Raw genomic sequence first — 24,871 nt, forward strand, 5'->3', positions numbered from 1 at the left:
GGTGTCGAGCGCCCCGCCATAAGTCCAAGAGCTGGATCTTCTCGCGGCTAGCATGCTCGCTTATGGAACTCCGCCAGCTCCAGTACTTCGTCGCCGTCGCGGAGGAGGCCAACTTCACCCGCGCCGCCGCCCGCCTGCACCTGGCCCAGCCGGGCGTGAGCGCCCAGGTCCGGCAGTTGGAGAAGGAGCTCGGACAGCGACTGCTCGACCGCTCGGGGCGTTCGGTGACGCTCACGGAGGTGGGCGAGGCCGTCCTGCCGTTCGCGCGGGCCGCGCTCGCCGCCGTCGAGGGCGTGCGGCACACCGCGGACGAGTTCACCGGACTGCTCCGCGGCCAGATCGCGCTCGGCCTGGTGTCCGGCGCGACCACCCACGAGGTCGACGTGGTCTCCGTACTCGCCGACTTCCATGACGACCACCCCGGAGTCGAGATCGCCCTCACCGAGGACAGCTCGGACCGGATGCTGGCCGCGGTGCGCGGCGGCGCACTAGACATCGCCCTCCTCGGCCTGACGGACGAGGAGCCCCCGCCGGGCATCTCCTTGCGGACGGTGATCGACGAACCCCTGGTGGCCGTCTTGCTCCCGGACGACCCCCTGCTCGCGCCCCAGGGGCGTACGACGATTCCGCTGGCCGGGCTCCGCGACCGGCCGCTGATCACCCTGCCGCGCGGTACCGGCGTACGCGGGGTGCTCGACGGTGCCTTCGCGCAGGCGGGCATCCGGCCCCGCGTCGCTTTCGAGGCGGCCGCTCCGCAGGTCCTCGTGCAACTTGTCGTCCGCGGTCTGGGCGTGGCCGTGCTGCCGGCGCTCGAACCGCGTACGGCGGCCGCGTACGGGCTGCGGACGCTGGAGATCACCGATCCGCGGCCCCGGGGCAGGATCGCCCTGGCCTGGCGCACGGACGGGCCCGCGAGCCCGGCGGCCAGGGTGCTCCTCGACCGGCTGCGGACGGCCCTTGGCCGAAGCTAGCCAGGGCTACCGCGTACGCGCGATCAAGTACCGGAACACGTTCGGCATCCACACGGTCCCGTCCCGCCGCTTGTGCGGGTGCAGGGCCTCCGTCAGCTCCTTGTCGACCTGTACCTGATCGGTCGCGCCCACCGCCGCGTCGAACAGCCCCGTCGAGAGCAGACCGCGGACCGCGCTGTCCGTGTCCGCGTACCCGAAGGGGCACGCGACGCGACCCGAGCCGTCCGGCTTGAGGCCCGCCCGCTGGGCGACCTCCTCCAGGTCGTCACGGAGCGCGGGGCGCCAACTTCCCGTACTGCGGAGCGGGTCGGCGAGCTTGGTCGCCACCTTCAGTACAGAAGAGGTCGTGCAGCGCTCCGGCGGACCCCATCCGGCGAGGACCACGGGGGTGCCGCGCCCGGTCAGCGGGACGGTGGCCTCAAGGAGGCCGGAGAGGCCTTCGGAGTCGCCCGCCACACAGCCGATCGGCTGGAACGCGGTCACCATGTTGAAGGCGGGCGCGTCCGGCCCCGAGACGTCGGCGGGGCCTCCCTCGACGAGCCGGGTGCCGCCGTGCGGCCGTGCGTCCGAAGCCGTGTCGGGCAGCAGGCGCTCGCGCGCCAGGGCGAGCCTTTCGGGTGCCGAGGGGTCGACGCCGGTGACCGACGCGCCCCGGGACGCCGCCATCAGGAGGGCGAGTCCGGAACCGCAGCCGAGCCCGAGAAGCCGTGTTCCGCCGCCCACGTCGAGTCGTTCGTACACCGCTTCATAGAGCGGAACCAGCATCCGTTCCTGGATCTCCGCCCAGTCACGCGCGCGTGCGCACCGGTCCACGCCGCGGGGGGTCGTGCCCGCGCGGGGGAGGTGCGGCTGCGCGAGTGTAGGTGTCATCGAAAGCGCCCCAATCCGCCGAGAGTTGCTGGAGTGTCGTATTCAAACGGTTCGTCCGCCCCCGTGCAGTGCGCTCGCACTCCCCCCGTATGCCAGAGAACTCCGCATCCGTCGCGGCGTCCAGAGGTTGTGGGGCAATGCTTGCGTGCCACCGTTGTGCGCCCCCCTGGCGGAGCCCCGGAGGAATTCAATTCCCGCTCTCCGGAGGCCCGCCGTACCATGCGCGCCATGGCTAAGGCACCCGTTCTCACGCCCCGGGCGGAAGACTTTCCGCGCTGGTACCAGGACCTGATCAACAAGGCAGAACTGGCCGACAACGGCCCGGTGCGCGGCACCATGGTGATCCGACCGTACGGATACGGCCTGTGGGAACGCATGCAGCAGGACATGGACGCCCGCATCAAGGAGACGGGCACCCAGAACGCGTACTTCCCGCTCCTCATCCCCCAGTCGTACCTGACCAGGGAGGCCGAGCACGTCGAAGGCTTCGCCCCCGAACTGGCCGTCGTCACGCACGGCGGGGGCAAGGATCTCGAGGAGCCGGCCGTCATCCGCCCCACCTCCGAGACGATCATCAACGAGTACTTCTCCAAGTGGGTGCAGAGCTACCGCGACCTGCCGCTCCTGATCAACCAGTGGGCGAACGTGGTCCGTTGGGAGCTGCGGCCCCGCCTCTTCCTGCGGACGTCGGAGTTCCTCTGGCAGGAGGGCCACACGGCCCACGCGACGTACGAGGAAGCACGCGATTTCGCGTCCCGCATCCACAGGGACGTCTACGGAGCCTTCATGCGGGACGTCCTCGCGATGGACTTCGTCCTGGGCCGCAAGACCGCGCAGGAGCGCTTCGCGGGCGCCATCAACACCCTCACGCTCGAAGGCATGATGGGCGACGGAAAGGCCCTTCAGCTCGGCACGAGCCACGAACTAGGCCAGAACTTCGCCAGGGCCTTCCACACCCAGTACCTCTCCAAGGAAGGCAAGCAGGAGCTCGTCTGGCAGACGTCCTGGGGCAGTACGACGCGGATGATCGGCGCCCTGGTGATGATGCACGGCGACGACAACGGCCTGCGGGTCCCGCCGCGCCTCGCACCGATCCAGGCCGTCGTCCTCGCCATCAAGGGCGACGAAGCGGTGCTCGCCAAGGTCCGCGAGATCGGCGACCGCCTCAAGGCCGCGGGCGTGCGCGTCCAGGTCGACGACCGCACGGACACCCCCTTCGGGCGCCGCGCCGTCGACTGGGAGCTCAAGGGAGTGCCGGTCCGCGTCGAGGTCGGGCCTCGCGACCTGGAGAACGGCACCGCGATGCTGGCCCGCCGCATCAGAGGAGGCAAGGAGCCGGTCGCGATCGACTCCCTGGCCGCGCTGCTGCCCACCGTCCTCGAAGAGGACCAGAAGCTGCTCCTCGACCAGGCCCGCGAGCGCCGGGAGTCCCGCACCTCGGACGTCACCACCGTCGACCAGGCCGTGGAGGCAACGTCCGCCGGCGGCTGGGCGCGCATCCCCTGGGCCACGCTCGGCCCGGAGGGCGAGGCGAAGCTCGCGGAGCACTCCGTGTCCGTACGGTGTCTGGTCACGGAGGGCGGGGCGGTGCCTGACGCCGATGAGACCCCGGGTAACGTCGCTGTGGTGGCCCGCGCCTACTGACGAGGGCGCCTCCGGTACCGGAGCGCTCGTTCCCGGCTCGTACGCCTGCCCAGGCAACACAAGCCCCGGTGTGAGTGGTTGTCCTACGCGCCGGGGCGTACGCGCCACTACGTACCGGCTTGCCATGAGCTGCGAGGCTTCTGGGCAGATCAGCGCACCCGCCCTCGTCCGGACACATCAATGGCAACTGACGGGTACGTGCAAATTATTTGGGATGCCCCGGAATGGAACCCCTGGGCATCCCGGCTCGTTGTTCACGACGTGAGCACGACACCACCTGTTCTCGCCGCAGAGCTGGCACAGGCGTGGGCCGATATTCAGCGGCACCACCCCGAGCTGCCCGATCTTGCCGCGCCCGAATCCCTGATCGGAGAGTCGTCGTCCGCCTGCGGCGCCGAACTCTCCTTCGAGCGACTGCTCCATGAGGCAGTCCATGGCATCGCCGCGTCACGCGGCGTACGCGACACCTCACGCGCGGGCCGCTATCACAACCGCAGATTCCTCGCGATCGCCGAGGAGCTGGGCCTCGACCACCCCGAGGAGCCGCACCCCAGCAGCGGCTTCTCGCTGGTCACGCTCAACCCCGAGGCGCGCAAGCGCTATCGCCCGACGATCGAGCGGCTCCAGCGTGCCCTCAAGGCACACACCGCGGCGACCGCCGCCGACACGGCACGCAGCTTCCGGGGCCCGGCCGCCCGGCACGGCTCCTCCGGGGGCGGCGTCCGCGTCAAGGCGGTCTGCGACTGCGGGCGCAACGTCCGCGTGGTGCCTTCGGTGCTCGCCCAGGCGCCCATCGTCTGCGGTGGCTGCGGCAAGCCCTTCCGTATCCCGGAAGTGGTCGGTGCCGTGGCGGGCTGACGGCCTGAGCTGGAGCTGCGTGGGGCGGGGCGCCCGGACTGGTTACGGACGCCCCGGCGACGTATGGCACAATGGCTAGCTGTACTCGACAGCCGCATAGGAACCCTCTCGCCTCCGGCTGACGCGTCCATCGGGCACCCCGAGTACCGCAACCCCACGTGGCATCTCGTTGTGCCCAACCACGTCAAGACCAGGAGACACCACTCCAGTGGCAGTCAAGATCAAGCTGAAGCGTCTGGGCAAGATCCGTTCGCCTCACTACCGCATCGTCGTCGCCGACTCCCGTACCCGCCGTGATGGTCGGGCCATCGAGGAGATCGGTCTGTACCACCCGGTGCAGAACCCCTCGCGCATCGAGGTCGACTCGGAGCGCGCGCGTTACTGGCTCTCCGTCGGCGCTCAGCCGACCGAGCCGGTCATGGCGATCCTGAAGCTCACCGGTGACTGGCAGGCGCACAAGGGCCTTCCGGCCCCGGCGCCGCTGCTCGTCGCCGAGCCCAAGGACAAGCGCGCCGCGTTCGAGGCCTTCACCAAGGGCCTCGAGGGCGACGAGGCGAAGGGTGAGGCCATCACCCAGAAGGCCAAGAAGGCTGACAAGAAGGCGGACGCGGCCGAGGCCGCGCCCACCGAGTCGACCGAGGCCTGAGCATGCTCGAGGAGGCTCTCGAGCACCTCGTGAAGGGCATCGTCGACAACCCCGACGACGTGCAGGTCGCCTCGCGCAACCTGCGCAGGGGGCGTGTGCTCGAGGTCCGGGTTCACCCGGATGACCTCGGCAAGGTGATCGGCCGCAACGGCCGGACCGCGCGCGCTCTGCGGACCGTCGTGGGCGCCATCGGCGGCCGCGGTGTCCGCGTCGACCTCGTCGACGTGGACCAGGTTCACTGAACCACGTAGCACCGGCACGGGCCGGGGAGGGCTTCTGGGCCTTCCTCGGCCCGTAGTCGTCTGTAGGCGCTTACGGGCCCCTTCCGTAGGCACACGACAGGAGAGAGAGCAGTGCAGCTGGTAGTCGCGCGGATCGGCCGCGCCCATGGCATCAAGGGTGAGGTCACCGTCGAGGTGCGCACCGACGAGCCGGAGCTGCGGCTCGGGCCCGGCGCCGTCCTCGCCACCGACCCCGCCTCCACGGGGCCGCTGACCATCGAGACCGGCCGGGTGCACAGTGGCCGTCTCCTGCTGCGCTTCGAGGGCGTACGCGACCGCACGGGCGCCGAGGCGCTGCGCAACACGCTGCTGATCGCGGAGGTCGATCCGGAAGAGCTTCCGGAGGACGAGGACGAGTACTACGACCACCAGCTGATGGACCTCGACATCGTCACCAAGGACGGGATCGAGGTCGGCCGGATCACCGAGATCTCGCACCTGCCCTCGCAGGACCTGTTCATCGTGGAGCGGCCCGACGGCAGCGAGGTGATGATCCCCTTCGTGGAGGCGATCGTCACCGAGATCGACCTGGAGGAGCAGCGGGCGATCATCGACCCGCCGCCCGGCCTGATCGACGACCGCGCGGAGATCGCATCGGCCAGGGACGACGAGGGTCCCGCGAAGGACGACGCCTGATGCGGCTCGACGTCGTCACGATCTTCCCCGAGTACCTGGAACCCCTGAACGTCTCCCTCGTCGGCAAGGCACGCGCGCGTGGACAGCTCGACGTGAACGTGCACGACCTCAGGGAGTGGACGTACGACCGGCACAACACGGTCGACGACACCCCCTACGGCGGCGGCCCCGGCATGGTCATGAAGACCGAGCCCTGGGGCGCGGCGCTCGACGACGTGCTCGCCGAGGGGTACGAGGGCGGGGCCCACGGGCCCGTCCTGGTCGTCCCCACGCCCAGCGGGCGGCCCTTCACCCAGGAACTCGCCGTCGAGCTCTCCGAGCGGCCCTGGCTGGTCTTCACGCCCGCACGCTACGAAGGCATCGACCGCCGCGTCATGGACGAGTACGCGACCCGGATGCCGGTCTACGAAGTGTCGATCGGCGACTACGTCCTCGCGGGCGGCGAGGCGGCCGTCCTGGTCGTCACCGAAGCCGTGGCCCGGCTCCTGCCCGGAGTCCTCGGCAACGCCGAGTCCCACCGCGACGACTCCTTCGCGCCGGGCGCCATGGCGAACCTCCTTGAGGGGCCCGTTTACACGAAGCCCCCGGAGTGGCGCGGTCACGGCATCCCGGACGTGCTGATCAGCGGCCACCACGGCAAGATCGCGCGCTGGCGCAGGGACGAGGCGCTGCGGCGCACGGTCCGCAACAGGCCCGATCTGATCGAGCGTTGCGACCCCGCCGCCTTCGACAAGAAGGACCGCGAGATGCTCTCGATCCTGGGGTGGCGTCCGGGCCCCGACGGCCGATTTGGGCGAGACCCCGAGGCCGTGGAACAATAGGTCGCTGCTGTACGTCCAGCGTGCGCCCCTGCCACAGGGGGACAGACGCCCGCCCGATGTGAACAGCTATCGAATCCTCATCACGAACTTACCGCTGATGACCTGTGGCATCAGTGAAGAAAGCAGACGATCATGGCTAACCTGCTCGACTCCGTCGACAGCGCTTCGCTGCGCACCGACATCCCGGCCTTCCGCCCGGGTGACACCGTCAACGTCCACGTGCGCGTCATCGAGGGCAACCGCTCCCGTGTGCAGCAGTTCAAGGGCGTAGTCATCCGCCGCCAGGGTGCCGGCGTGCGCGAGACCTTCACGGTCCGCAAGGTCTCCTTCTCCGTCGGCGTGGAGCGCACCTTCCCGGTGCACACCCCGATCGTCGAGAAGATCGAGCTCGTCAGCCGCGGCGCCGTGCGTCGCGCGAAGCTGTACTACCTCCGTGAGCTCCGCGGCAAGGCCGCGAAGATCAAGGAGAAGCGCGACAACTGAGCTCGCGCACGGGTCCACATCAGAGCCGGATAGCATCTGGCCCCGATGGACACCGAAGCACAGCACACGGAGCGCGACCGCTCCTCCCCACCCACCGATTCCCCGAGCGCCGAGCGCGACGGAGAGTCCGAGGGGGCGGAGGACCGGTCGCGCTCCGCTTTTGTGTCCTTCGTGTCCTGGGTGCCCGGCGGCAGAGCCACCCTGACAGTGCTGATCTGCATGGTGTCCCTGCTGCTTGTCAGCACCTTCGTGATGCAGCCGTTCCAGATCCCCAGCGGCTCCATGGAGCCCGCGTTCCGGGTCGGAGACCGCGTACTCGTCAACAAGTTGGCGTACCGTTTCGGTTCCGAGCCGCAGCGAGGTGACGCGGTCGTCTTCGACGGCAGCGGCTACTTCGGAGATGCCGACTACATCAAGCGGGTCGCAGGGGTGGGGGGAGACCGCGTGGTCTGCTGCGACAAGCGGGGGAGGATCAAGGTGAACGGCGAGCCCGTCGACGAGCCGTACCTGTACCCGGGGGACGCGCCCTCCAAGGTGCGCTTCGATGTCGTCGTCCCCGAAGGCAGCCTGTTTCTCCTCGGCGACCACCGCAGCGACTCCCGTGACTCCCGCGACCACCTGGGCCAGCCCGGCGGCGGCATGATCCCCGTCGACTCCGTGATCGGCAGGGCCGACTGGATCGCCTGGCCCATCGGGCACTGGACCTCCCTGGAGCGCCCCGACAGCTACGCGCGCGTGCCGGCACCAGGCGGCGCGCATGGGTAACCGCGGACGGACACGCCCCGCCAGTCACCGAGCCGACACCCGGCTGCCCACAGGCTCCCGGCCCACCACAGGGCCCGTACTCCCCGGAAGGGCCGAGCGGCGCAAGCTCGCGCGGAAGGTCAAGCGGCGCAGGCGGCGCTCGGCGATCAAGGAGATACCCCTCCTCATAGGCGTCGCGCTCCTTATAGCCCTGGTCCTGAAGACCTTCCTGGTGCAGGCCTTCGTGATCCCGTCGGGCTCGATGGAGCAGACGATCAAGATCGGCGACCGCGTCCTCGTCGACAAACTCACCCCGTGGTTCGGCTCCAAGCCCGAGCGCGGCGACGTCGTCGTCTTCGAGGACCCCGGCAACTGGCTCGAGGACGAACAGACCAAGAAAAAGGACGACCCCGTAGTCGTCAAGCAGGTCAAGGAAGGCCTCTCCTTCATCGGACTGCTGCCCTCCGACAACGAACGCGACCTGATCAAGCGCGTGGTCGGCGTCGGCGGCGACACCGTGAAGTGCTGTGACAAGAACAAGAAGCTCACGGTCAACGGAGTCCCCCTCACCGAGCCGTACATCAACCCAGGTGATGAGCCGTCGTCGTTCGAGTTCGAGGTGAAGGTCCCCGAAGGGCGCCTCTTCGTCATGGGTGACCACCGCTCCGACTCGGCAGACTCCCGCTTCCACCGCACCGAGAAGTTCAGCGGCACCGTCTCCGAGGAGAGCGTGGTCGGGCGTGCACTTGTCATCGCCTGGCCCTTCGACCACTGGCGCAAGCTGGAGGAGCCCGAGACGTACGCGTCGGTGCCCGACGCGCGTGCGGGGTCGGACACGGCCCTCGGGCCGTCGCATAGGGTGGCACACGGCGATCGATACGGATTGACCGGACTCCCGACCCCTGCGGAACTCCCGCTCGTTATGGGAGTGGTGGGCCTGCATCGCATCAGGAGCGGGCAGCGGCACGGACTGAGGAGTGGATGTGGGGGATGTGGCGGTCGGCGCACGGTCCGGACACGGTGGGCCCGAGGAGCAGCCAGGGCGATCAGACGAGCCGGAGGCCGCGGTGGACGGGGTGAACCCCGGGAGTGACACCGAGGGCGCCAGGCCCGCACCCAGTGACCTTGACGGGAAGCCGGCCAAGGGGGCGAAGAAGCCCCGCTCCTTCTGGAAGGAGCTGCCGCTCCTCATCGGCATCGCGCTGATCCTGGCGCTGGTGATCAAGACTTTCCTGGTGCAGGCGTTCTCGATTCCCTCGGACTCGATGCAGAACACGCTCCAGAAGGGCGACCGCGTCCTGGTCGACAAGCTCACCCCGTGGTTCGGCTCGGAGCCCGAGCGCGGCGAGGTCGTCGTCTTCAGGGACCCCGGCCACTGGCTGGACGGTGAGCCCACGCCCGATCCGAACGCGATTCAGCGGGTCCTCGGCTGGGTCGGCCTGATGCCGTCCGCCGACGAGAAGGACCTGATCAAGCGGGTCATCGCGGTCGGCGGCGACACGGTCGAGTGCAAGGGCACAGGACCGGTGAAGGTCAACGGCAAGGCGCTGAACGAGCCGTACGTCTTCGAGGGCAACACCCCGTGCAGCGTCGACGACCAGGGTGGCCAGTTCAAGATCACCGTCCCCGCGGGCAAAATCTGGGTCATGGGTGACCACCGGCAGAACTCGCTGGACTCCCGCTACCACCAGAACCAGCCCGGCGGCGGCGCCGTCCCCGTGGACAACGTCGTGGGCCGCGCCATCGTGATCGCCTGGCCGCCCACCCGCTGGGCGACGCTGCCCAAGCCGGACACCTTCGACCAGCAGGGCATCAACGCCGCGATGAGCGCGGCCCCGGCGGCCCTCGGGCTCGCGGGCGCGGTGCCGGTCGTGCTCTGGCGCAGGCGTCGGCTCACGGTGGCCGCCGCCCAGGCCGCGAGGGTTTCTGGTGGAGGTACCGCCGGGTAGGGTGCCGTCCCAGATCGCTGATCTTCCGTGCTCCTGTTCGTAGGGGCGCGGGGTCGTCTCCGACATGGGGGAGCACTGGGATGAGCAGGACACAACGTACGGACGAGGGCCACGGACGGCTCGGCAGCATGCTGTCGGGGCTGGCCGTGGCCCTTGGCTGTGTGCTCTTCCTGGGTGGCTTCGTATGGGGCGCCGTCGTGTACCAGCCGTACACCGTTCCCACCGGGTCGATGACGCCGACGATCGGCGCGGGCGACCGGGTCCTCGCGGAGCGGATGGACGGCAGCGACGTGCGCCGGGGCGACGTCGTCGTCTTCAGGCAGGCGAGCTGGGGCGACCTGCCGATGGTCAAGCGCGTGGTCGGCGTCGGCGGCGACCGGATCTCCTGCTGCACGGACGGCAAGCTGATGGTCAACGGCAAGCCCGTCGCAGAACCGTATCTCCAGGAGGGCAAGGGCGCCGCAGCCACCGGGATCCCGGCCACCACGGTCCCCGAGGGCAACCTCTTCCTGCTCGGTGACGAGCGCAGCGGCTCCCTGGACTCCAGCGTGCACCTGGGCGACTCCAACCACGGGTCCGTGCCGCGTGGCGCGGTGGAGGGGCGGGTCGACGCGGTGGCCTGGCCGATGGACAAGTTCGGCACGCTGGAGCGCCCGGAGGGCTTCGCGGACATGCCGGGCGGCATCTCCGACCCCGGGCCGGTGCGGCTCATGGTGTGGGCGGTGGTGGCCGGTGCCGTCCTCGTCCTGGGCGGTGCCGCGTACGGTCCGGTGGCCAAGCGGATGCGGCGCGGGCGTGAGCGTCCGCAGAGCCGCGACCGCTCGGGGGCGACGGCTCATGCCGGCTGAGGCCCAGCCGGGGCCGGAGCCGGAGGCGCTGCGCCGGGTCGCGCGGGTGGTGCTGCTCGATCCGCAGGACCGGATCCTGCTGCTGCACGGCCATGAGCCGGAGGACGCGGCGGACGACTGGTGGTTCACACCGGGCGGCGGTCTGGAGGGCGACGAGACGCATGAACAGGCCGCACTGCGTGAACTGATGGAAGAGACGGGCATCACCGAGGTCGAGCTCGGCCCCGCCCTGTGGCAGCGGATCTGCTCCTTTCCCTTCGCCGGACGGCGCTGGGACCAGGACGAGCGGTACTTCCTGGCGCGTACGTCACAGACGTACACGCAGGCCACAGGGCTGACGGAGCTGGAACGACGGAGTGTCGCGGGAGCGCGTTGGTGGACGTGCCAGGAACTGACCGAGGCACATGAGACGGTGTATCCGACCAGGCTCGCCGAGCTGCTTCGCAAGCTGCTCGACGAGGGTCCTCCGAGCCGGCCCGAGACCCTCGACACGGAAATCGTGTAGAGGCTCCAGAGGCTGACGCACAATAGGGGGACGCACGGCTGAAGGGGAACATGCCATGAGCGCCGAGGACCTCGAGAAGTACGAGACCGAGATGGAGCTGAAGCTCTACCGGGAGTACCGCGATGTCGTCGGTCTGTTCAAATATGTGATCGAGACCGAACGGCGCTTCTATCTCACCAACGACTACGAGATGCAGGTGCACTCCGTCCAGGGTGAGGTTTTCTTCGAGGTGTCGATGGCGGACGCCTGGGTGTGGGACATGTACAGGCCCGCACGTTTCGTGAAGCAGGTGCGCGTCCTCACGTTCAAGGACGTGAATATCGAGGAGCTCAACAAGAGCGATCTCGAGCTGCCGGGAGGCTGAGTTCACCGGCACGGGTTCACCGGCACGGGTTTACCGACGCGGGTTCACCGGCACGGGTGAGCGTGTTTTCCACAACGCGTGAGTCGTCCACCAAGATCCACAACGCTCGGGGCTGAGCCCCAGTGTGGGTGTCGGAGGTGGTTCCGACATGAACGCACGTGGGGCACTGGGGCGGTACGGCGAAGATCTGGCCGCGAGGCGGCTCGGTGAAGCCGGAATGACGGTTCTGGAGCGCAACTGGCGCGGTGGCAGGACCGGCGAGATCGACATCGTGGCCATGGACGGCCAAGCGCTCGTCGTCTGTGAGGTCAAGACGCGCAGAGCAGGCCTGGTCGGCCCGGGGATCTATCAGCATCCGATGGCGGCCGTGGGCCGGGCCAAGGCGGAGCGGCTGCGGCGCCTGGCCGAGCGCTGGATCGAGGAGCGCGGAGGCCCACCGCCGGGCGGGGTGCGGATCGACCTCGTCGGCGTGCTGATCCCACGCCGCGGTGCCCCTGTCGTGGAGCACGCGCGGGGGGTGGCCTGATGGGATTCGCGCGTACGTGCTCCGTGGCGCTGGTGGGCGTCGAGGGCGTGGTCGTCGAGGTGCAGGCCGACCTGGAGCCGGGCGTCGCGGCGTTCACGCTGGTCGGGCTCCCGGACAAGAGCCTGACGGAGAGCAAGGACCGGGTCAGGGCCGCGGTGGTCAACTCCGGCGGGGAGTGGCCCCAGAAGAAGCTCACGGTGGGCCTCAGTCCGGCGTCGGTGCCCAAGGGCGGCAGTGGCTTCGATCTCGCGATCGCCTGCGCGGTGCTCGGTGCGGCGGAGCGGATCGATCCGCGGACTCTCACCGACATCGTGATGATCGGAGAGCTGGGGCTCGACGGTCGGGTGCGACCGGTCAGGGGAGTGCTGCCCGCGGTCCTCGCGGCGGCGGACGCGGGCTATGAGCAGGTCGTCGTCCCGGAGTGCACGGCGGCCGAGGCGGCGCTGGTGCCCGGGGTCTCGGTGCTCGGGGTGCGCAGCCTGCGGCAGCTGATCGCCGTGCTGACCGATGAGCCGGCGCCGGAGGAGGAGCCGGACGAGCCGGGGCGGCCCGATCCGATGCTCGCGGGGCTCTGTGTGCCCGGGACCGGCGTGGGCACGGGGCTCAGCGGCGGCCTGGACGACGCCCTTGCCCTGGACCTCGCCGACGTCATCGGCCAGGCCTCGGCCCGGACCGCCGTCGAGGTGGCGGCGACGGGCGGGCATCACCTGTTTCTGCAGGGCCCGCCGGGCGCGGGAAAGACGATGCTCGCTGAGCGGCTGCCGGCGATCCTGCCCCGGCTGACCAGGGAGGAGTCCCTGGAGGTGACGGCCGTCCACTCCGTGGCGGGGATGCTGCCACCGGGCAAGCCCTTGGTGGACACCGCGCCGTACTGCGCGCCGCACCACTCCGCGACGATGCAGTCGCTGGTGGGCGGTGGTAAGGGAATCGCGCGGCCGGGGGCGGTGTCGTTGGCTCACCGGGGGGTGCTTTTCCTCGACGAAGCGCCGGAGTTCAGCAGCCAGACCCTGGATTCCCTGCGTCAGCCCCTGGAAGCGGGCCATGTGGTGATCGCTCGCAGTGCGGGAGTGGTGCGGCTGCCCGCGAAGTTCCTGATGGTGCTCGCGGCCAACCCCTGTCCGTGCGGTCGGCACACCTTGCTGGGCGACGGCTGCGAATGCCCGCCGTCCGTCATCCGCCGCTACCAGGCACGGCTCTCGGGCCCGCTGCTCGACAGGGTCGACCTGAAGGTCGAGGTGGAGCCCGTCACGCGATCCGAGTTGGCCGGGTACGGCACTCCGGGTGACTCCACGCAGACGGTCGCCGACCGGGTGCGGGCCGCCCGGGAGCGGGCGGCGGCCAGGCTGGCCGGCACCGGCTGGCGGACGAACAGCGAAGTGCCGGGACACGCGCTGCGCACGCGGTGGCCCGCCGAGCCGGGCTCCCTGGACGCCGCCGAACTCGACCTGGAGCGCGGCTTCCTGACCGCCCGGGGGCTCGACCGTGTCCTGCGGGTCGCCTGGACCGTCGCGGACCTCGCGGGACGTGACCGGCCTGCCGCGCAGGACGTCGCCCTGGCGCTGCAGTTGCGTACGGGGGTGGCGCGGGGTGTTCCGATGGCGATCGGGGCGCTGACATGACCCCGGCCCCGGGCTCGGCCCCGGAGGAAGAGCGGCTGGCCAGGGTCGCTCTGACCCGGATCCTCGAACCGGGGGACGAGGTGGGCGGGCGGTGGTTGCGTGAGAGCGGGGCCGTCGACGTGGTGCGGCGGCTGGTCGAGGGGGAGGAGCGGCTCGACGGGGTGACACCGGTCCGGTGGGAAGGGCTGCGGGCGCGGGCCGGGAAGGCGCGGCCCGAGCGGGATCTGGCGGTGGCGCGGGACGCCGGGGTGCGGTTCGTGTGCCCGGGGGAGGCGGAGTGGCCCGTCCAGTTGGACGACCTCGGGGACGCGCGGCCGGTGGGGCTGTGGGTGCGGGGGCGGCCCAGCCTGCGGATATGGGCCCTGCGGTCGGTGGCCGTGGTGGGCGCGCGGGCCTGCACGGAGTACGGGGCGCACATGGCGGCAGATCTGGGCGCGGGGCTGGCCGAGCGGGGCTGGGTGGTCGTGTCGGGCGGCGCCTATGGGGTGGACGGGGCCGCGCACAGGGGAGCGCTGGGAGCCGGTGGGGCCACGGTCGCGGTCCTTGCGTGCGGGGTCGACCGGGCCTATCCGCGAGGTCACGCCGAGTTGCTCAGGAGGATCGCGGAACAGGGTCTGCTGGTGGGGGAGTTGCCGCCCGGGGACCATCCCACGCCGAGCAGATTCATCCTCCGGAACCGCGTGATCGCCGCCCTCACTCGGGGGAGCGTCGTCGTCGAGGCCGCGTACCGCAGCGGTGCGCTCGCCACGGCGCGCAGTGCGCGGGAGCTCGGACGGTTCACGATGGGGGTGCCGGGCCCCGCGACCAGCGGCCTCTCGGCGGGGGTGCACGAACTCCTGCGTCGTGACGGAGTTCTGGTGACCGACGCGGCGGAAATCGTCGAGCTGGTGGGCGACATGGGCGAGCTGGCGCCGGAGCGGCGTGGCCCCGTCGTGCCGCGCGATCTGCTCGCCCCGGATGCCGCGCGTGTCCTGGCCGCGCTGCCCGGCCGGGGCAGCGCGTCCGCTCGGGAGATCGCACTCGGCGCGGGCACGGGGGTGGACGAAGCGGTCGGTCGGTTGTACGAGTTGCGCTCACTGGGGTTCGTCGAACGACACGGCGACGGCTGGCAGTTGACACGCCAGGCGATTGTGTCGGTCTTGCCGAAGGGAGACAGTTCGTGACCGACCGTGTTCGGCCGTCTGGATGAACCCCCGATGGCCTTGGGAATGCCCGCAGTTGACGCCGCGCGGTCGTCACGCACCGCGATGAGGGGAACCCGGTGGGGCGCCCAGCGGAACGTATCTGCGTACGCGAGATCCCCTATTGTTCGCACACTGCGACACTGCAGTCACGCTACGCTCACAAGGATTCCGACGCGGACAGGCAGCGACAGGCAGCGACAGGCAATCACGGGCAAGCAGACGGACAACCTCATTCACTTCACGCAAACTCATCACCTCGCGGGCGCGGGCGAATCCATCGGCTCGCACGGCTCGCACGACCTCACCAGTTCACGGCAGAACGGCTCAAGGCAACAAATGCCCCAGCACACCTCAGGGTCCGATCGGGCGGCGGCTCCCCCCGCCGCCCGTAGCGGCGAGCGGGAGCGGCCCCCCGCACCCTCGTCGCTGGACGAGCTGTGGCGGTCGTACAAGGACACGGGGGACGGGCGGCTGCGCGAGCAGTTGATCCTGCACTACTCGCCGCTGGTGAAGTATGTCGCGGGCCGGGTCAGCGTGGGGCTTCCGCCCAATGTGGAGCAGGCGGACTTCGTGTCGTCCGGGGTGTTCGGTCTCATCGACGCGATCGAGAAGTTCGACATCGAGCGGTCCATCAAGTTCGAGACGTACGCGATCACCCGCATCCGTGGCGCGATGATCGACGAACTCCGGGCGCTCGACTGGATTCCCCGCTCCGTGCGGCAGAAGGCGCGCAACGTCGAGCGGGCGTACGCCACGCTCGAGGCGCAGTTGCGGCGCACCCCTTCGGAGGGCGAGGTCGCCCACGAGATGGGGATCGCCATCGAGGAACTGCACGGCATTTTCAGCCAGTTGTCGCTGGCGAACGTGGTGGCCCTCGAGGAGCTACTGCACGTCGGCGGCGAGGGCGGCAACCGGCTGAGCCTGATGGACACCCTCGAGGACACCGCGGCCGACAACCCCGTGGAGGTCGCCGAGGACCGCGAGCTGCGGCGGCTGCTCGCGCGCGCGATCAACACGCTCCCGGAGCGGGAGAAGACCGTCGTCACGCTCTACTACTACGAAGGCCTGACGCTCGCCGAGATCGGAAATGTGCTCGGGGTGACGGAGAGCCGGGTGAGTCAGATCCACACGAAATCCGTGCTCCAGCTGCGGGCGAAGCTGGCGAGTTTCGGCCGCTGAGCGCGCTGAATCGTCCCTGCCCACGGCGTGCGCCGTGCGGTCCGGGTGTGGGTTTCTCCGGGGCGGATCGACTCCCGTCCTGGCGGTCACGTCCGTAGAGTGGAGGGCGTGCCAAGGATTCGAGCGGCCTCTGTGGCCGAGCACCGGTCGATGCAGCGCGGCGCCCTGCTGGACGCTGCGCGGTCCCTGCTGTCCGAGGGCGGTACGGAAGCGTTGACCTTCCCCGCCCTCGCTGAACGCACGGGGCTCGCACGGTCGTCCGTGTACGAGTACTTCCGGTCGCGTGCCGCGGTCGTGGAGGAGCTGTGCGAGGTCGACTTCCCCGTCTGGGCCGCGGAGGTCTCCGCCGCGATGGAGGGGGCCGACTCCGCCGAGGGCAAGGTCGAGGCGTACGTCCGGCGGCAGCTGGCCCTGGTCGGGGACCGGCGGCACCGAGCCGTGGTCGCCATCTCGGCCAGCGAGCTTGACGCCGGGGCGAGGGAGAAGATCCGCGCTGCGCACGGCGGCCTGATCGCCATCATCGTCGAGGCGCTAGAGATGCTGGGTCACGAGCAGCCCCGGATGGCGGCGATGCTGCTGCAGGGCATCGTGGACGCCGCGGTACGGCGGATCGAGCTCGGCGTCGCCGAGGAGCCGGCCGCCATCACGGAGGCGGCGGTTGCCATGGCGTTGAGGGGCGTGCGGGGCTGAGGCCGCCCCGAACATCGGCGTTCGGCACCGCAACGCCCGCCCGCGCCAAGCCCAACCCCGCCCGCGCCGGGAACACCCCCGTCCACCCCAAGCCCAACCCCGGACGCCCCGCGAACACCCCCGTCCACCCCGCGAACAACCCCGGACGCGGCACGTCGATCACCGGCAGCAGGCGGGATGCCCCGCGTCGCAGTAGCCACGGTGGCAGCAGTGACAGTGGGTCCAGATACGCCTCGCCCCTCAGCAGACCCCAGTGGAGACAGCTGCTCGGGCAGTGGGAGCGGGGGAGTTCCAGCACCCCCAGCGGCTCGCCCGCCCCTACCTCGGCGCCCTTCTCGACCGTGGCCCGCACCGGCTCGTACGTCGTGCGCAGGGGTGGATCGCCCGTGCCCGTGAGCTCCACCGTGACCACTCCGCGGCCCGCCACCCGGCCCGCGAAGGAGACCCTGCCCGCAGCCGCCGCCCGGACCACCGCTCCCGGCGGTGCCGCGAGGTCCACGCCGCGGTGCCCCCGCCCGTACTCCGTCGCCGGGGGCTCCCAGCCCCGTACGACAGCGGGCCGTACCCCCACGGGCCACGCACCCCCCACCTTCGGCACCGGCTCCCGGGCGTCCACCCCCGGTACCGGCTCCCGGGCGTCTACCCCCGGCACCGGCTCCCGGGCGCCCACCCCCGGCACCGGCTCCCGGGCACCCACCCCCGGCACCGGCTCCCGGGCACCCACCCCCGGCACCGGCTCCCGGGCGTCCGCCCCCGGCACCGGTTTCCCGGCAGCACCGGCGGGCAGCGCCGCCACCGTGATCAACACCATGGTCAGCAGTGCGAGGCTCAGCCTTCGTCGCATGTGAGACATGCCAGAACCGTCCCGCGCCCTGCCGGTCCGTAGGGATCATGGCGCGGAACTGTGGATGACCAGCCGCTTGTGGACAGCGGCGTCACCCGCTGCCTCGCGGGTCCCGTACACTTCTTGTGGCGATCCGGGTCACCGGGTCGACTTCGCACGCCCCGACACCAGGCCATGAAAAGCCAGGTGCCAGCGCCTCTCGGTCCTTTGCGGCACGGCGCATCGCGGGCGTCAGGCGCGACCGCCATCCGGCGGACGCGGCACAACCGAGAACACCAAGGAGTACGGCCATGGCCGTCGTCACGATGCGGGAGCTGCTGGAAAGCGGCGTCCACTTCGGTCACCAGACCCGTCGTTGGAACCCGAAGATGAAGCGCTTCATCTTCACGGAGCGCAACGGCATCTACATCATCGACCTGCTCCAGTCGCTGTCGTACATCGACCGCGCCTACGAGTTCGTCAAGGAGACCGTCGCCCACGGCGGCACGGTCATGTTCGTCGGCACGAAGAAGCAGGCGCAGGAGGCCATCGCCGAGCAGGCGACCCGCGTCGGCATGCCCTACGTGAACCAGCGCTGGCTGGGCGGCATGCTCACCAACTTCTCGACCGTCTACAAGCGCCTGCAGCGCCTGAAGGAGCTCGAGCAGATCGACTTCGAGGATGTGGCCGCGTCCGGCCTCACCAAGAAGGAGCTGCTCGTCCTCTCCCGCGAGAAGGCCAAGCTGGAGAAGACCCTCGGCGGTATCCGCGAGATGTCCAAGGTGCCCAGCGCCGTCTGGATCGTGGACACCAAGAAGGAGCACATCGCGGTCGGCGAGGCCCGGAAGCTCAACATCCCGGTCGTCGCCATCCTCGACACCAACTGTGACCCCGACGAGGTCGACTACAAGATCCCGGGCAACGACGACGCGATCCGCTCCGTCACCCTGCTCACCCGCGTGATCGCCGACGCCGTCGCCGAGGGCCTCATCGCCCGTTCCGGCGTCGCCACGGGCGACCAGAAGCCGGGCGAGAAGGCCGCCGGCGAGCCGCTCGCCGAGTGGGAGCGCGACCTGCTCGAGGGCGAGAAGAAGGCTGACGAGCCCAAGGCCGACGAGCCGAAGGCCGCCGAGGCCGAGGCTGAGGCCGAGGTTCAGAAGTCCGCCGAGACGGAGAAGGCCGCCGACGCCGAGCAGGCCGACGCCCCCGCCGCCGCCGCGGAAGCCGAGCAGGCCTGACCTTCACAGGTTCGGTAGTTGACGGCGGGGGCCTGCTGGCCCCCGCCGTTCACCCGTAGATCTTTCAGACCTCCGAAAGAGAATTTCAGGATCATGGCGAACTACACCGCCGCTGACGTCAAGAAGCTCCGTGAGCTCACGGGCGCCGGCATGATGGACTGCAAGAAGGCGCTCGACGAGGCCGACGGCAGCGTCGACAAGGCCGTCGAGGCCCTGCGCATCAAGGGCCAGAAGGGCGTTGCCAAGCGCGAGGGCCGCTCCGCCGAGAACGGCGCCGTGGTCTCCCTCATCGCTGACGACAACACCTCCGGCGTGATCGTCGAGCTGAAGTGCGAGACGGACTTCGTCGCCAAGGGCGAGAAGTTCCAGGCCGTCGCGAACTCGCTGGCCGCGCACATCGCCAAGACGTCCCCCGCCGACATCGAGGCGCTCCTCGCGTCCGAGATCGAGGCCGGCAAGACCGTCCAGGCGTACGTCGACGAGGCCAACGCCAACCTCGGCGAGAAGATCGTCCTGGACCGCTTCGCGCAGTTCTCGGGCGCCTTCGTCGCCGCGTACATGCACCGCACCATGCCCGACCTGCCCCCGCAGATCGGTGTTCTGGTCGAGCTGGACAAGGCCGACGCCGACCTGGCCAAGGGCATCGCCCAGCACATCGCCGCCTTCGCGCCGAAGTACCTCTCCCGCGAGGACGTCCCGGCCGAGGTCGTCGAGTCCGAGCGCCGCGTCGCCGAGGAGACCACCCGCGCCGAGGGCAAGCCCGAGGCCGCGCTGCCCAAGATCGTCGAGGGTCGCGTCAACGGCTTCTTCAAGGAGGCCACCCTCCTCGGTCAGCCGTACGCGCTCGACAACAAGAAGTCGGTCCAGAAGGTTCTGGACGAGGCCGGTGTCACCCTGAAGCGCTTCTCGCGCATCAAGGTCGGCATCTGAGTCCGTACCGCGATCGACGGTAGACCCCGCTAGGGTCGACAGCGGTCGCCCGCGTACCCACGCAGTACGCGACGTACGACCGCAGGATCTGACGAGGAGGCCATTGCCGAGCATGGGATGCGAACAACACCCCAGCGGCAATGGCCTTCTTCGTATGTGCGCCGAGCAAAAAGAAGCGAGAACTCCATGACCACCAAGGCCGACACAAACAGCGGCGACGATAAAGTCCCCGGTCGTTTCCTGCTGAAGCTCTCCGGTGAGGCATTCGCCGGCGGGGGCGGCCTTGGCGTCGACCCCGATGTGGTGCACGCGATCGCCAAGGAGATCGCCGCTGTCGTCCGTGACGGCGCCCAGATCGCGGCCGTGATCGGCGGCGGCAACTTCTTCCGTGGCGCGGAGCTGCAGCAGCGCGGCATGGACCGCGCCCGCTCCGACTACATGGGCATGCTCGGCACCGTCATGAACTGCCTTGCTCTCCAGGACTTCCTGGAGAAGGAAGGCATCGAGTGCCGCGTCCAGACCGCCATCACGATGGGCCAGGTCGCGGAGCCGTACATCCCGCTGCGCGCCGTCCGGCACCTGGAGAAGGGCCGTGTGGTCATCTTCGGCGCCGGTATGGGCATGCCGTACTTCTCCACCGACACGACCGCGGCGCAGCGCGCCCTGGAGATCGACGCCGAGGCCCTGCTCATGGGCAAGAACGGTGTCGACGGGGTCTACGACTCCGACCCCAAGACCAACCCGGACGCGGTGAAGTACGACGCGCTCGGCTACGGCGAGGTCATCACCCGCGACCTGAAGGTCGCCGACATGACCGCGATCACCCTGTGCCGGGACAACAAGTTGCCCATCCTGGTCTTCGAGTTGCTGACCGCCGGCAATATCGCCCGTGCCGTCAAGGGTGAGAAGATCGGCACACTCGTGGGCGACGAGGGCACCCGCGCCTGATCTCGGGGACGTCCCCCGAGGGCCCTGAGGGATGGACAAAGCCCTGCCGGTCGGACACGGTGCAGGGACAAGAGACGCGACGCAGCCGACACCCCATGGACTCCCCCTACTTCACCGTGTGGGGGCGCCCCCAGCCCACTCACAACACGCAGGAGCAAGTGGTGATCGAAGAGACCCTCCTCGAGGCCGAGGAGAAGATGGAGAAGGCCGTCGTGGTCGCCAAGGAGGACTTCGCCGCGATTCGCACAGGCCGTGCGCACCCGGCGATGTTCAACAAGATCGTGGCCGACTACTACGGCGCCCTTACGCCGATCAATCAGCTGGCCTCGTTCTCGGTGCCCGAGCCGCGGATGGCCGTGGTGACCCCGTTCGACAAGAGCGCGCTGCGCAACATCGAGCAGGCGATCCGCGACTCCGACCTCGGCGTCAACCCCAGCAATGACGGAAACATCATCCGGGTGACGTTCCCCGAGCTGACGCAGGACCGCCGCAAGGAGTACATCAAGGTCGCCAAGACCAAGGCCGAGGACTCCAAGATCTCGATCCGCTCCATCCGCCGCAAGGCCAAGGAAGCGATCGACAAGGCGATCAAGGACGGCGACATCGGCGAGGACGAGGGCCGTCGCGCGGAGAAGGAGCTCGACGACACCACCGCGAAGTACGTCACGCAGGTGGACGAGCTGCTCAAGCACAAGGAAGCCGAGCTGCTCGAGGTCTGAGGGCTCGAAGTCTGAGGACTGAGGAATCCGATCCGTGAACGACTCTTCCTGGGGGGCGCCTCCCAGAACCGGGTACTGGGGGCCGCCCGACCAGGGCCCTGCTCAAGGGGCTGCCCCGGCAGGTCCCGCGTACGATGCGCATGACGCCCTGTATCCAGCAGAGACGCAGCCCATGCCCATCGTGCCTGACATGCCTGAAGTACCCCAGGAGCCCATGCCCAGCGCATCACAGCCCGCCCCCGAGGCGCCGCGAGTGCCTCAAGCGCCGCAAGCGCCTCAAGCGCCGCAGAAGAAGAGCGCGGGCCGTGATCTCGGGGCGGCCATAGGAGTCGGCGTGGGGCTCGGCGCGGTGATCGTCGCGTCGCTCTTCATCGTGAAGGCCGTCTTCATCGGCGTCATAGCGGTCGCCGTCGTCGTCGGCCTCTGGGAGCTCACCTCGCGGCTCCAGGAGCGCAAGGGCATCAAGGCGCCGCTGGTCCCGCTGGCGGTGGGCGGCGCCGCGATGGTCGTCGCCGGGTACGTCCGCGGGGCCGAGGGCGCCTGGGTCGCCATGGCGCTCACCGCGCTCGCGGTGCTCGTCTGGCGGATGACCGAGCCGCCCGAGGGCTATCTGAAGGACGTCACGGCGGGCGTCTTCGCAGCGTTCTACGTCCCTTTCCTCGCCACGTTCGTCGCGCTGATGCTCACCGCGGACGACGGCTCGATGCGGGTGCTCACGTTCCTGCTCCTGACCGTGGTCAGCGACACCGGGGCGTATGCGATCGGATGGCGCTTCGGCAAGCACAAGCTCGCCCCGCGCATCAGCCCCGGCAAGACCCGCGAGGGCCTGGTCGGCGCGGTGACCTTCGCGATGGCGGCGGGCGCGCTGTGCATGGAGTTCCTGATCGACGGCGGTACGTGGTGGCAGGGGCTGCTGATCGGCCTCGCGGTCGCCGCGAGCGCGACGCTCGGGGACCTGGGCGAGTCGATGATCAAGCGTGACCTCGGTATCAAGGACATGGGCACGCTGCTGCCGGGTCACGGCGGCATCATGGACCGCCTCGACTCGCTGCTGCCGACCGCGCCGGTGGTGTGGCTGCTGCTCGTCATCTTCGTGGGGTCCGGCTGACCTGCGTCTTTGTACGAAGAGGGGCTCGCTGTCCACTGGACGGCGGGCCCCTCTTCGTCCTTCCTGCCGGTTTGAGATCCGCCGACGCGGGTGAGGCTCCCCGAGCACATCATCCGGACGATTCCGAAAGGAAGAATCCCGTGCCGTTTGGACTCGGACCCGTCTCGCATCGCACTGTGGACGTCAATGGCATCGAGATCTTCTACCGCGAGGCGGGAGACCCCGACGCCCCGGTGCTGCTGCTTCCCCACGGCTATCCCGGGTCGTCCTTCGTCTACCGGCACCTGCTGACCGCCCTCGCGGACCGGTGGCGCCTGATCGCCCCCGACCTACCCGGCTTCGGCTTCAGCGGGACGCCTTCACCGGACGATTTCGACTACACCTTCGACGCCTACGCGGACTTCCTGTTCGATTTCACCCAGGCGATGGGACTGGACCGGTACGTCATCTGGCTGCACGATTACGGGTCGCAGTTCGGGCTCCGGCTCGCGATGCGCGAGCCGGCACGGGTGGCGGGCCTGATCATCCAGAACGGCGACATCTACGAGGACGAGTTCGGGCCGAAGTACGACGGTCTGCGGAAGTTCTGGGCCAATCCCGGACCGGAGTCGCGGCGAGGCATCGCCCAGCACGTGAGCCTCGACGGATTCCGCGACGAGTTCGCCGGCGAGCTCCCGGCAGAGGTGGCCGACCGCGTGCCTCCGGACCTGTGGACCCTGCACTGGTCCCTGATGTCCGACCCCGCGCGGGTGGCCAACCTCGTCCGGCTCCTGGAGGACCAGCCCACCACGCTGGCCTGGTTCTCCCGACAACAGGCATACCTGCGCGAACACCAGCCGCCGACCCTGATCGTCTGGGGCCCGCACGACGGCTACATGCCGGAAGCCGCCGCCCGCGCCTACCACCGCGACCTCCCCAAGGCCGAATTGCACCTGCTCAACGGCGGCCACTGGCTACTCGAAACGCACCTGACCGAGGTGGTCCCTCTGGTCCGGGAGTTCCTGGGTGCTTCAGTCGGCGGCTGAGCCGACGGCTCCCGTCGTCTGCGACACTGGAAGAACCATGCCTGTACCCGGAGAACTCACCTTCGTCGCGCCCCGCGGAGCCAAGAAGCCGCCGCGGCATCTCGCCGACCTCACGCCCGCCGAGCGCAAGGAAGCCGTCGCCGCCGTTGGCGAGAAACCGTTTCGCGCCAAGCAGCTCTCGCAGCACTACTTCGCGCGGTACGCGCACGACCCGGAGCAGTGGACCGACATTCCTGCCGGGTCCCGCGGGAAGCTTCAGGAGGCGCTGCTTCCCGAGCTGATGTCCGTGGTGCGGCACATCAGCTGTGACGACGACACCACGCGCAAGACGCTGTGGCGGCTCTTCGACGGGACGCTCGTCGAGTCCGTGCTCATGCGCTATCCGGACCGCGTGACGATGTGCATCTCGTCGCAGGCCGGGTGCGGGATGAACTGCCCGTTCTGTGCCACCGGGCAGGCCGGACTCGACCGGAATCTGTCGACCGCCGAGATCGTGCACCAGATCGTGGACGGGATGCGGGCCCTGCGGGACGGGGAGATTCCGGGTGGGCCTGCCCGGCTCTCCAACATCGTCTTCATGGGGATGGGCGAGCCGCTGGCCAACTACAACCGGGTCACCGGGGCGATCCGCAGACTGACCGATCCCGAGCCGGACGGTGTGGGGCTCTCGCAGCGTGGCATCACCGTGTCGACCGTGGGCCTGGTGCCCGCCATCCACCGGTTCGCCGACGAGGGCTTCAAGTGCCGCCTCGCGATCTCCCTGCACGCGCCCGACGACGAGCTCCGCGACACCCTCGTACCCGTCAATACGCGGTGGAACGTGCGGGAGGTGCTGGATGCGGGATGGGAGTACGCCGCCAAGTCGGGGCGCCGGCTTTCCATCGAGTACGCGCTGATCCGGGACATCAACGACCACGCGTGGCGCGGTGACCGCCTCGGGCGGCTGCTCAAGAACAAGCCAGTGCACGTGAACCTGATCCCGCTGAACCCGACGCCGGGCTCGAAGTGGACGGCATCGCGGCCGGAGGACGAGAAGGCCTTCGTGGACGCCATCGCCGCTCATGGGGTGCCTGTCACGGTTCGTGACACCCGCGGCCAGGAGATCGACGGGGCGTGCGGTCAGCTCGCCGCGTCCGAGCGTTAGGCTGGCCGAAACACAACTTCATAGGCAGTGCACAACTGCATAGACGGAACATATCTGCATATTCCGACAGGGGAGCGCCACAGCGCTGAGAGTGCGGCAGCCAAGGACAGGTTGGCCG

At 69.6% G+C, this 24,871-nt stretch carries 27 protein-coding genes and 1 pseudogene; 26 read left to right on the forward strand and 2 right to left on the reverse strand.

The window, feature by feature from the left end; all coding sequences use genetic code 11:
* Positions 1–62 precede the first annotated feature (62 nt).
* Positions 63–971 (forward strand): LysR family transcriptional regulator, encoded by a 909-nt coding sequence (locus tag ACWGI2_RS35690; protein WP_453699979.1) that lies wholly within the window; start codon positions 63–65, stop codon positions 969–971.
* Between the two features lie 6 nt (positions 972–977).
* Here ACWGI2_RS35690 and ACWGI2_RS35695 read toward each other — a convergent pair whose 3' ends face one another.
* Positions 978–1,841, reverse strand: coding sequence for an SAM-dependent methyltransferase (locus tag ACWGI2_RS35695; RefSeq protein ID WP_453699980.1), 864 nt, complete (start codon positions 1,839–1,841; stop codon positions 978–980).
* A gap of 228 nt (positions 1,842–2,069) precedes the next feature.
* Between ACWGI2_RS35695 and proS the strand changes: the two genes are divergently transcribed.
* The 18 genes from proS (at position 2,070) to ACWGI2_RS35785 (ending at position 16,818) form a co-directional block, all read left to right on the forward strand.
* Positions 2,070–3,485: a proline--tRNA ligase gene (gene proS, locus ACWGI2_RS35700; RefSeq protein ID WP_453699981.1), complete on the forward strand. Its 1,416-nt coding sequence runs from the start codon at positions 2,070–2,072 to the stop codon at positions 3,483–3,485.
* 261 nt (positions 3,486–3,746) lie between these two features.
* Complete coding sequence (locus ACWGI2_RS35705; protein WP_344525344.1) at positions 3,747–4,343, forward strand: hypothetical protein; 597 nt, start codon at positions 3,747–3,749, stop codon at positions 4,341–4,343.
* Between the two features lie 208 nt (positions 4,344–4,551).
* A complete protein-coding gene (gene rpsP, locus ACWGI2_RS35710) occupies positions 4,552–4,989 on the forward strand; it encodes a 30S ribosomal protein S16 (protein WP_160507455.1) in 438 nt (145 codons plus the stop codon).
* Positions 4,990–4,991: 2 nt separating this feature from the next.
* The gene (locus ACWGI2_RS35715) at positions 4,992–5,231 is read left to right on the forward strand and encodes an RNA-binding protein (RefSeq protein ID WP_030361979.1); all 240 of its coding nucleotides are present in this window, start codon (positions 4,992–4,994) and stop codon (positions 5,229–5,231) included.
* A gap of 111 nt (positions 5,232–5,342) precedes the next feature.
* On the forward strand, positions 5,343–5,906 hold the full coding sequence (gene rimM / locus ACWGI2_RS35720) for a ribosome maturation factor RimM (protein WP_160507456.1): 564 nt from the start codon (positions 5,343–5,345) through the stop codon (positions 5,904–5,906).
* On the forward strand, positions 5,906–6,727 hold the full coding sequence (gene trmD / locus ACWGI2_RS35725) for a tRNA (guanosine(37)-N1)-methyltransferase TrmD (protein ID WP_453699983.1): 822 nt from the start codon (positions 5,906–5,908) through the stop codon (positions 6,725–6,727). Before rimM ends, trmD begins: the two co-directional genes overlap by 1 nt.
* 132 nt (positions 6,728–6,859) lie before the next feature.
* Positions 6,860–7,210 carry a 50S ribosomal protein L19 gene (rplS, locus tag ACWGI2_RS35730; protein WP_160507458.1) on the forward strand — a complete coding sequence of 117 codons (351 nt, stop codon included), beginning with the start codon at positions 6,860–6,862 and terminating at the stop codon, positions 7,208–7,210.
* Between the two features lie 45 nt (positions 7,211–7,255).
* The gene (lepB, locus tag ACWGI2_RS35735) at positions 7,256–7,975 is read left to right on the forward strand and encodes a signal peptidase I (RefSeq protein ID WP_453699984.1); all 720 of its coding nucleotides are present in this window, start codon (positions 7,256–7,258) and stop codon (positions 7,973–7,975) included.
* A complete protein-coding gene (lepB, locus tag ACWGI2_RS35740) occupies positions 7,968–9,047 on the forward strand; it encodes a signal peptidase I (protein ID WP_453699986.1) in 1,080 nt (359 codons plus the stop codon). Before lepB (ACWGI2_RS35735) ends, lepB (ACWGI2_RS35740) begins: the two co-directional genes overlap by 8 nt.
* Positions 8,938–9,903 carry a signal peptidase I gene (gene lepB / locus ACWGI2_RS35745; protein WP_453699987.1) on the forward strand — a complete coding sequence of 322 codons (966 nt, stop codon included), beginning with the start codon at positions 8,938–8,940 and terminating at the stop codon, positions 9,901–9,903. The genes lepB (ACWGI2_RS35740) and lepB (ACWGI2_RS35745) overlap by 110 nt, the downstream gene beginning before the upstream one ends.
* Positions 9,904–9,983: 80 nt before the next feature.
* Positions 9,984–10,751 (forward strand): signal peptidase I, encoded by a 768-nt coding sequence (gene lepB / locus ACWGI2_RS35750; protein WP_453400944.1) that lies wholly within the window; start codon positions 9,984–9,986, stop codon positions 10,749–10,751.
* A complete protein-coding gene (locus ACWGI2_RS35755) occupies positions 10,741–11,256 on the forward strand; it encodes an NUDIX hydrolase (protein WP_453699988.1) in 516 nt (171 codons plus the stop codon). The genes lepB (ACWGI2_RS35750) and ACWGI2_RS35755 overlap by 11 nt, the downstream gene beginning before the upstream one ends.
* A gap of 55 nt (positions 11,257–11,311) precedes the next feature.
* Positions 11,312–11,620 carry a DUF2469 domain-containing protein gene (locus ACWGI2_RS35760; protein ID WP_003965949.1) on the forward strand — a complete coding sequence of 103 codons (309 nt, stop codon included), beginning with the start codon at positions 11,312–11,314 and terminating at the stop codon, positions 11,618–11,620.
* Positions 11,621–11,768: 148 nt separating this feature from the next.
* Positions 11,769–12,146, forward strand: a complete 378-nt coding sequence (locus tag ACWGI2_RS35765; RefSeq protein ID WP_453699990.1) for a YraN family protein — start codon at positions 11,769–11,771, stop codon at positions 12,144–12,146.
* Positions 12,146–13,765 carry a YifB family Mg chelatase-like AAA ATPase gene (locus tag ACWGI2_RS35770; RefSeq protein WP_453699992.1) on the forward strand — a complete coding sequence of 540 codons (1,620 nt, stop codon included), beginning with the start codon at positions 12,146–12,148 and terminating at the stop codon, positions 13,763–13,765. Before ACWGI2_RS35765 ends, ACWGI2_RS35770 begins: the two co-directional genes overlap by 1 nt.
* Positions 13,762–14,928 (forward strand): DNA-processing protein DprA, encoded by a 1,167-nt coding sequence (gene dprA / locus ACWGI2_RS35775; protein WP_453699994.1) that lies wholly within the window; start codon positions 13,762–13,764, stop codon positions 14,926–14,928. Before ACWGI2_RS35770 ends, dprA begins: the two co-directional genes overlap by 4 nt.
* 357 nt (positions 14,929–15,285) lie before the next feature.
* Positions 15,286–16,128: an RNA polymerase sigma factor WhiG gene (whiG, locus tag ACWGI2_RS35780; protein ID WP_160507467.1), complete on the forward strand. Its 843-nt coding sequence runs from the start codon at positions 15,286–15,288 to the stop codon at positions 16,126–16,128.
* Between the two features lie 132 nt (positions 16,129–16,260).
* The gene (locus tag ACWGI2_RS35785; RefSeq protein WP_453700126.1) at positions 16,261–16,818 is read left to right on the forward strand and encodes a TetR/AcrR family transcriptional regulator; all 558 of its coding nucleotides are present in this window, start codon (positions 16,261–16,263) and stop codon (positions 16,816–16,818) included.
* A gap of 142 nt (positions 16,819–16,960) precedes the next feature.
* On the opposite strand, the pseudogene ACWGI2_RS35790 reads toward ACWGI2_RS35785, so the two are convergent.
* Positions 16,961–17,662, reverse strand: a pseudogene (locus ACWGI2_RS35790) (peptidoglycan DD-metalloendopeptidase family protein); the annotation flags it as partial.
* A 290-nt stretch (positions 17,663–17,952) separates the two neighbouring features.
* On the opposite strand from ACWGI2_RS35790, the gene rpsB reads away from it, so the two are divergent.
* The 7 genes from rpsB (at position 17,953) to rlmN (ending at position 24,753) form a co-directional block, all read left to right on the forward strand.
* Entirely contained in the window at positions 17,953–18,879 is a 927-nt protein-coding gene (rpsB, locus tag ACWGI2_RS35795) for a 30S ribosomal protein S2 (RefSeq protein WP_160507468.1), read from the forward strand.
* Between the two features lie 93 nt (positions 18,880–18,972).
* Positions 18,973–19,809, forward strand: a complete 837-nt coding sequence (gene tsf / locus ACWGI2_RS35800) for a translation elongation factor Ts (protein WP_453699996.1) — start codon at positions 18,973–18,975, stop codon at positions 19,807–19,809.
* Positions 19,810–19,995: 186 nt separating this feature from the next.
* Entirely contained in the window at positions 19,996–20,757 is a 762-nt protein-coding gene (pyrH, locus tag ACWGI2_RS35805) for a UMP kinase (RefSeq protein ID WP_453400939.1), read from the forward strand.
* Between the two features lie 161 nt (positions 20,758–20,918).
* Positions 20,919–21,476, forward strand: coding sequence for a ribosome recycling factor (frr, locus tag ACWGI2_RS35810; protein WP_160507471.1), 558 nt, complete (start codon positions 20,919–20,921; stop codon positions 21,474–21,476).
* Positions 21,477–21,510: 34 nt separating this feature from the next.
* Entirely contained in the window at positions 21,511–22,584 is a 1,074-nt protein-coding gene (locus ACWGI2_RS35815; RefSeq protein WP_453400938.1) for a phosphatidate cytidylyltransferase, read from the forward strand.
* A 140-nt stretch (positions 22,585–22,724) separates the two neighbouring features.
* Positions 22,725–23,609, forward strand: a complete 885-nt coding sequence (locus ACWGI2_RS35820) for an alpha/beta fold hydrolase (protein ID WP_453699997.1) — start codon at positions 22,725–22,727, stop codon at positions 23,607–23,609.
* Positions 23,610–23,646: 37 nt separating this feature from the next.
* The gene (gene rlmN / locus ACWGI2_RS35825; RefSeq protein ID WP_249587471.1) at positions 23,647–24,753 is read left to right on the forward strand and encodes a 23S rRNA (adenine(2503)-C(2))-methyltransferase RlmN; all 1,107 of its coding nucleotides are present in this window, start codon (positions 23,647–23,649) and stop codon (positions 24,751–24,753) included.
* Positions 24,754–24,871 lie beyond the last annotated feature (118 nt).

It is taken from the genome of Streptomyces sp. NPDC054866 (assembly GCF_053610745.1).

What these genes read in the sequence shown, in the direction of transcription:
- dprA (WP_453699994.1), top strand. Translation starts at nt 13,762, where the DNA reads ATGACCCCGGCCCCGGGCTCGGCCCCGGAGGAAGAGCGGCTGGCCAGG.
- rplS (WP_160507458.1), top strand. Translation starts at nt 6,860, where the DNA reads ATGGCTAACCTGCTCGACTCCGTCGACAGCGCTTCGCTGCGCACCGAC.
- rpsB (WP_160507468.1), top strand. Translation starts at nt 17,953, where the DNA reads ATGGCCGTCGTCACGATGCGGGAGCTGCTGGAAAGCGGCGTCCACTTC.
- lepB (WP_453699984.1), top strand. Translation starts at nt 7,256, where the DNA reads ATGGACACCGAAGCACAGCACACGGAGCGCGACCGCTCCTCCCCACCC.
- lepB (WP_453699986.1), top strand. Translation starts at nt 7,968, where the DNA reads ATGGGTAACCGCGGACGGACACGCCCCGCCAGTCACCGAGCCGACACC.
- ACWGI2_RS35715 (WP_030361979.1), top strand. Translation starts at nt 4,992, where the DNA reads ATGCTCGAGGAGGCTCTCGAGCACCTCGTGAAGGGCATCGTCGACAAC.
- rlmN (WP_249587471.1), top strand. Translation starts at nt 23,647, where the DNA reads ATGCCTGTACCCGGAGAACTCACCTTCGTCGCGCCCCGCGGAGCCAAG.
- ACWGI2_RS35765 (WP_453699990.1), top strand. Translation starts at nt 11,769, where the DNA reads ATGAACGCACGTGGGGCACTGGGGCGGTACGGCGAAGATCTGGCCGCG.
- lepB (WP_453400944.1), top strand. Translation starts at nt 9,984, where the DNA reads ATGAGCAGGACACAACGTACGGACGAGGGCCACGGACGGCTCGGCAGC.
- proS (WP_453699981.1), top strand. Translation starts at nt 2,070, where the DNA reads ATGGCTAAGGCACCCGTTCTCACGCCCCGGGCGGAAGACTTTCCGCGC.
- ACWGI2_RS35770 (WP_453699992.1), top strand. Translation starts at nt 12,146, where the DNA reads ATGGGATTCGCGCGTACGTGCTCCGTGGCGCTGGTGGGCGTCGAGGGC.
- ACWGI2_RS35755 (WP_453699988.1), top strand. Translation starts at nt 10,741, where the DNA reads ATGCCGGCTGAGGCCCAGCCGGGGCCGGAGCCGGAGGCGCTGCGCCGG.
- whiG (WP_160507467.1), top strand. Translation starts at nt 15,286, where the DNA reads ATGCCCCAGCACACCTCAGGGTCCGATCGGGCGGCGGCTCCCCCCGCC.
- ACWGI2_RS35695 (WP_453699980.1), bottom strand. Translation starts at nt 1,841, where the DNA reads ATGACACCTACACTCGCGCAGCCGCACCTCCCCCGCGCGGGCACGACC.
- tsf (WP_453699996.1), top strand. Translation starts at nt 18,973, where the DNA reads ATGGCGAACTACACCGCCGCTGACGTCAAGAAGCTCCGTGAGCTCACG.
- pyrH (WP_453400939.1), top strand. Translation starts at nt 19,996, where the DNA reads ATGACCACCAAGGCCGACACAAACAGCGGCGACGATAAAGTCCCCGGT.
- trmD (WP_453699983.1), top strand. Translation starts at nt 5,906, where the DNA reads ATGCGGCTCGACGTCGTCACGATCTTCCCCGAGTACCTGGAACCCCTG.
- ACWGI2_RS35760 (WP_003965949.1), top strand. Translation starts at nt 11,312, where the DNA reads ATGAGCGCCGAGGACCTCGAGAAGTACGAGACCGAGATGGAGCTGAAG.
- ACWGI2_RS35690 (WP_453699979.1), top strand. Translation starts at nt 63, where the DNA reads ATGGAACTCCGCCAGCTCCAGTACTTCGTCGCCGTCGCGGAGGAGGCC.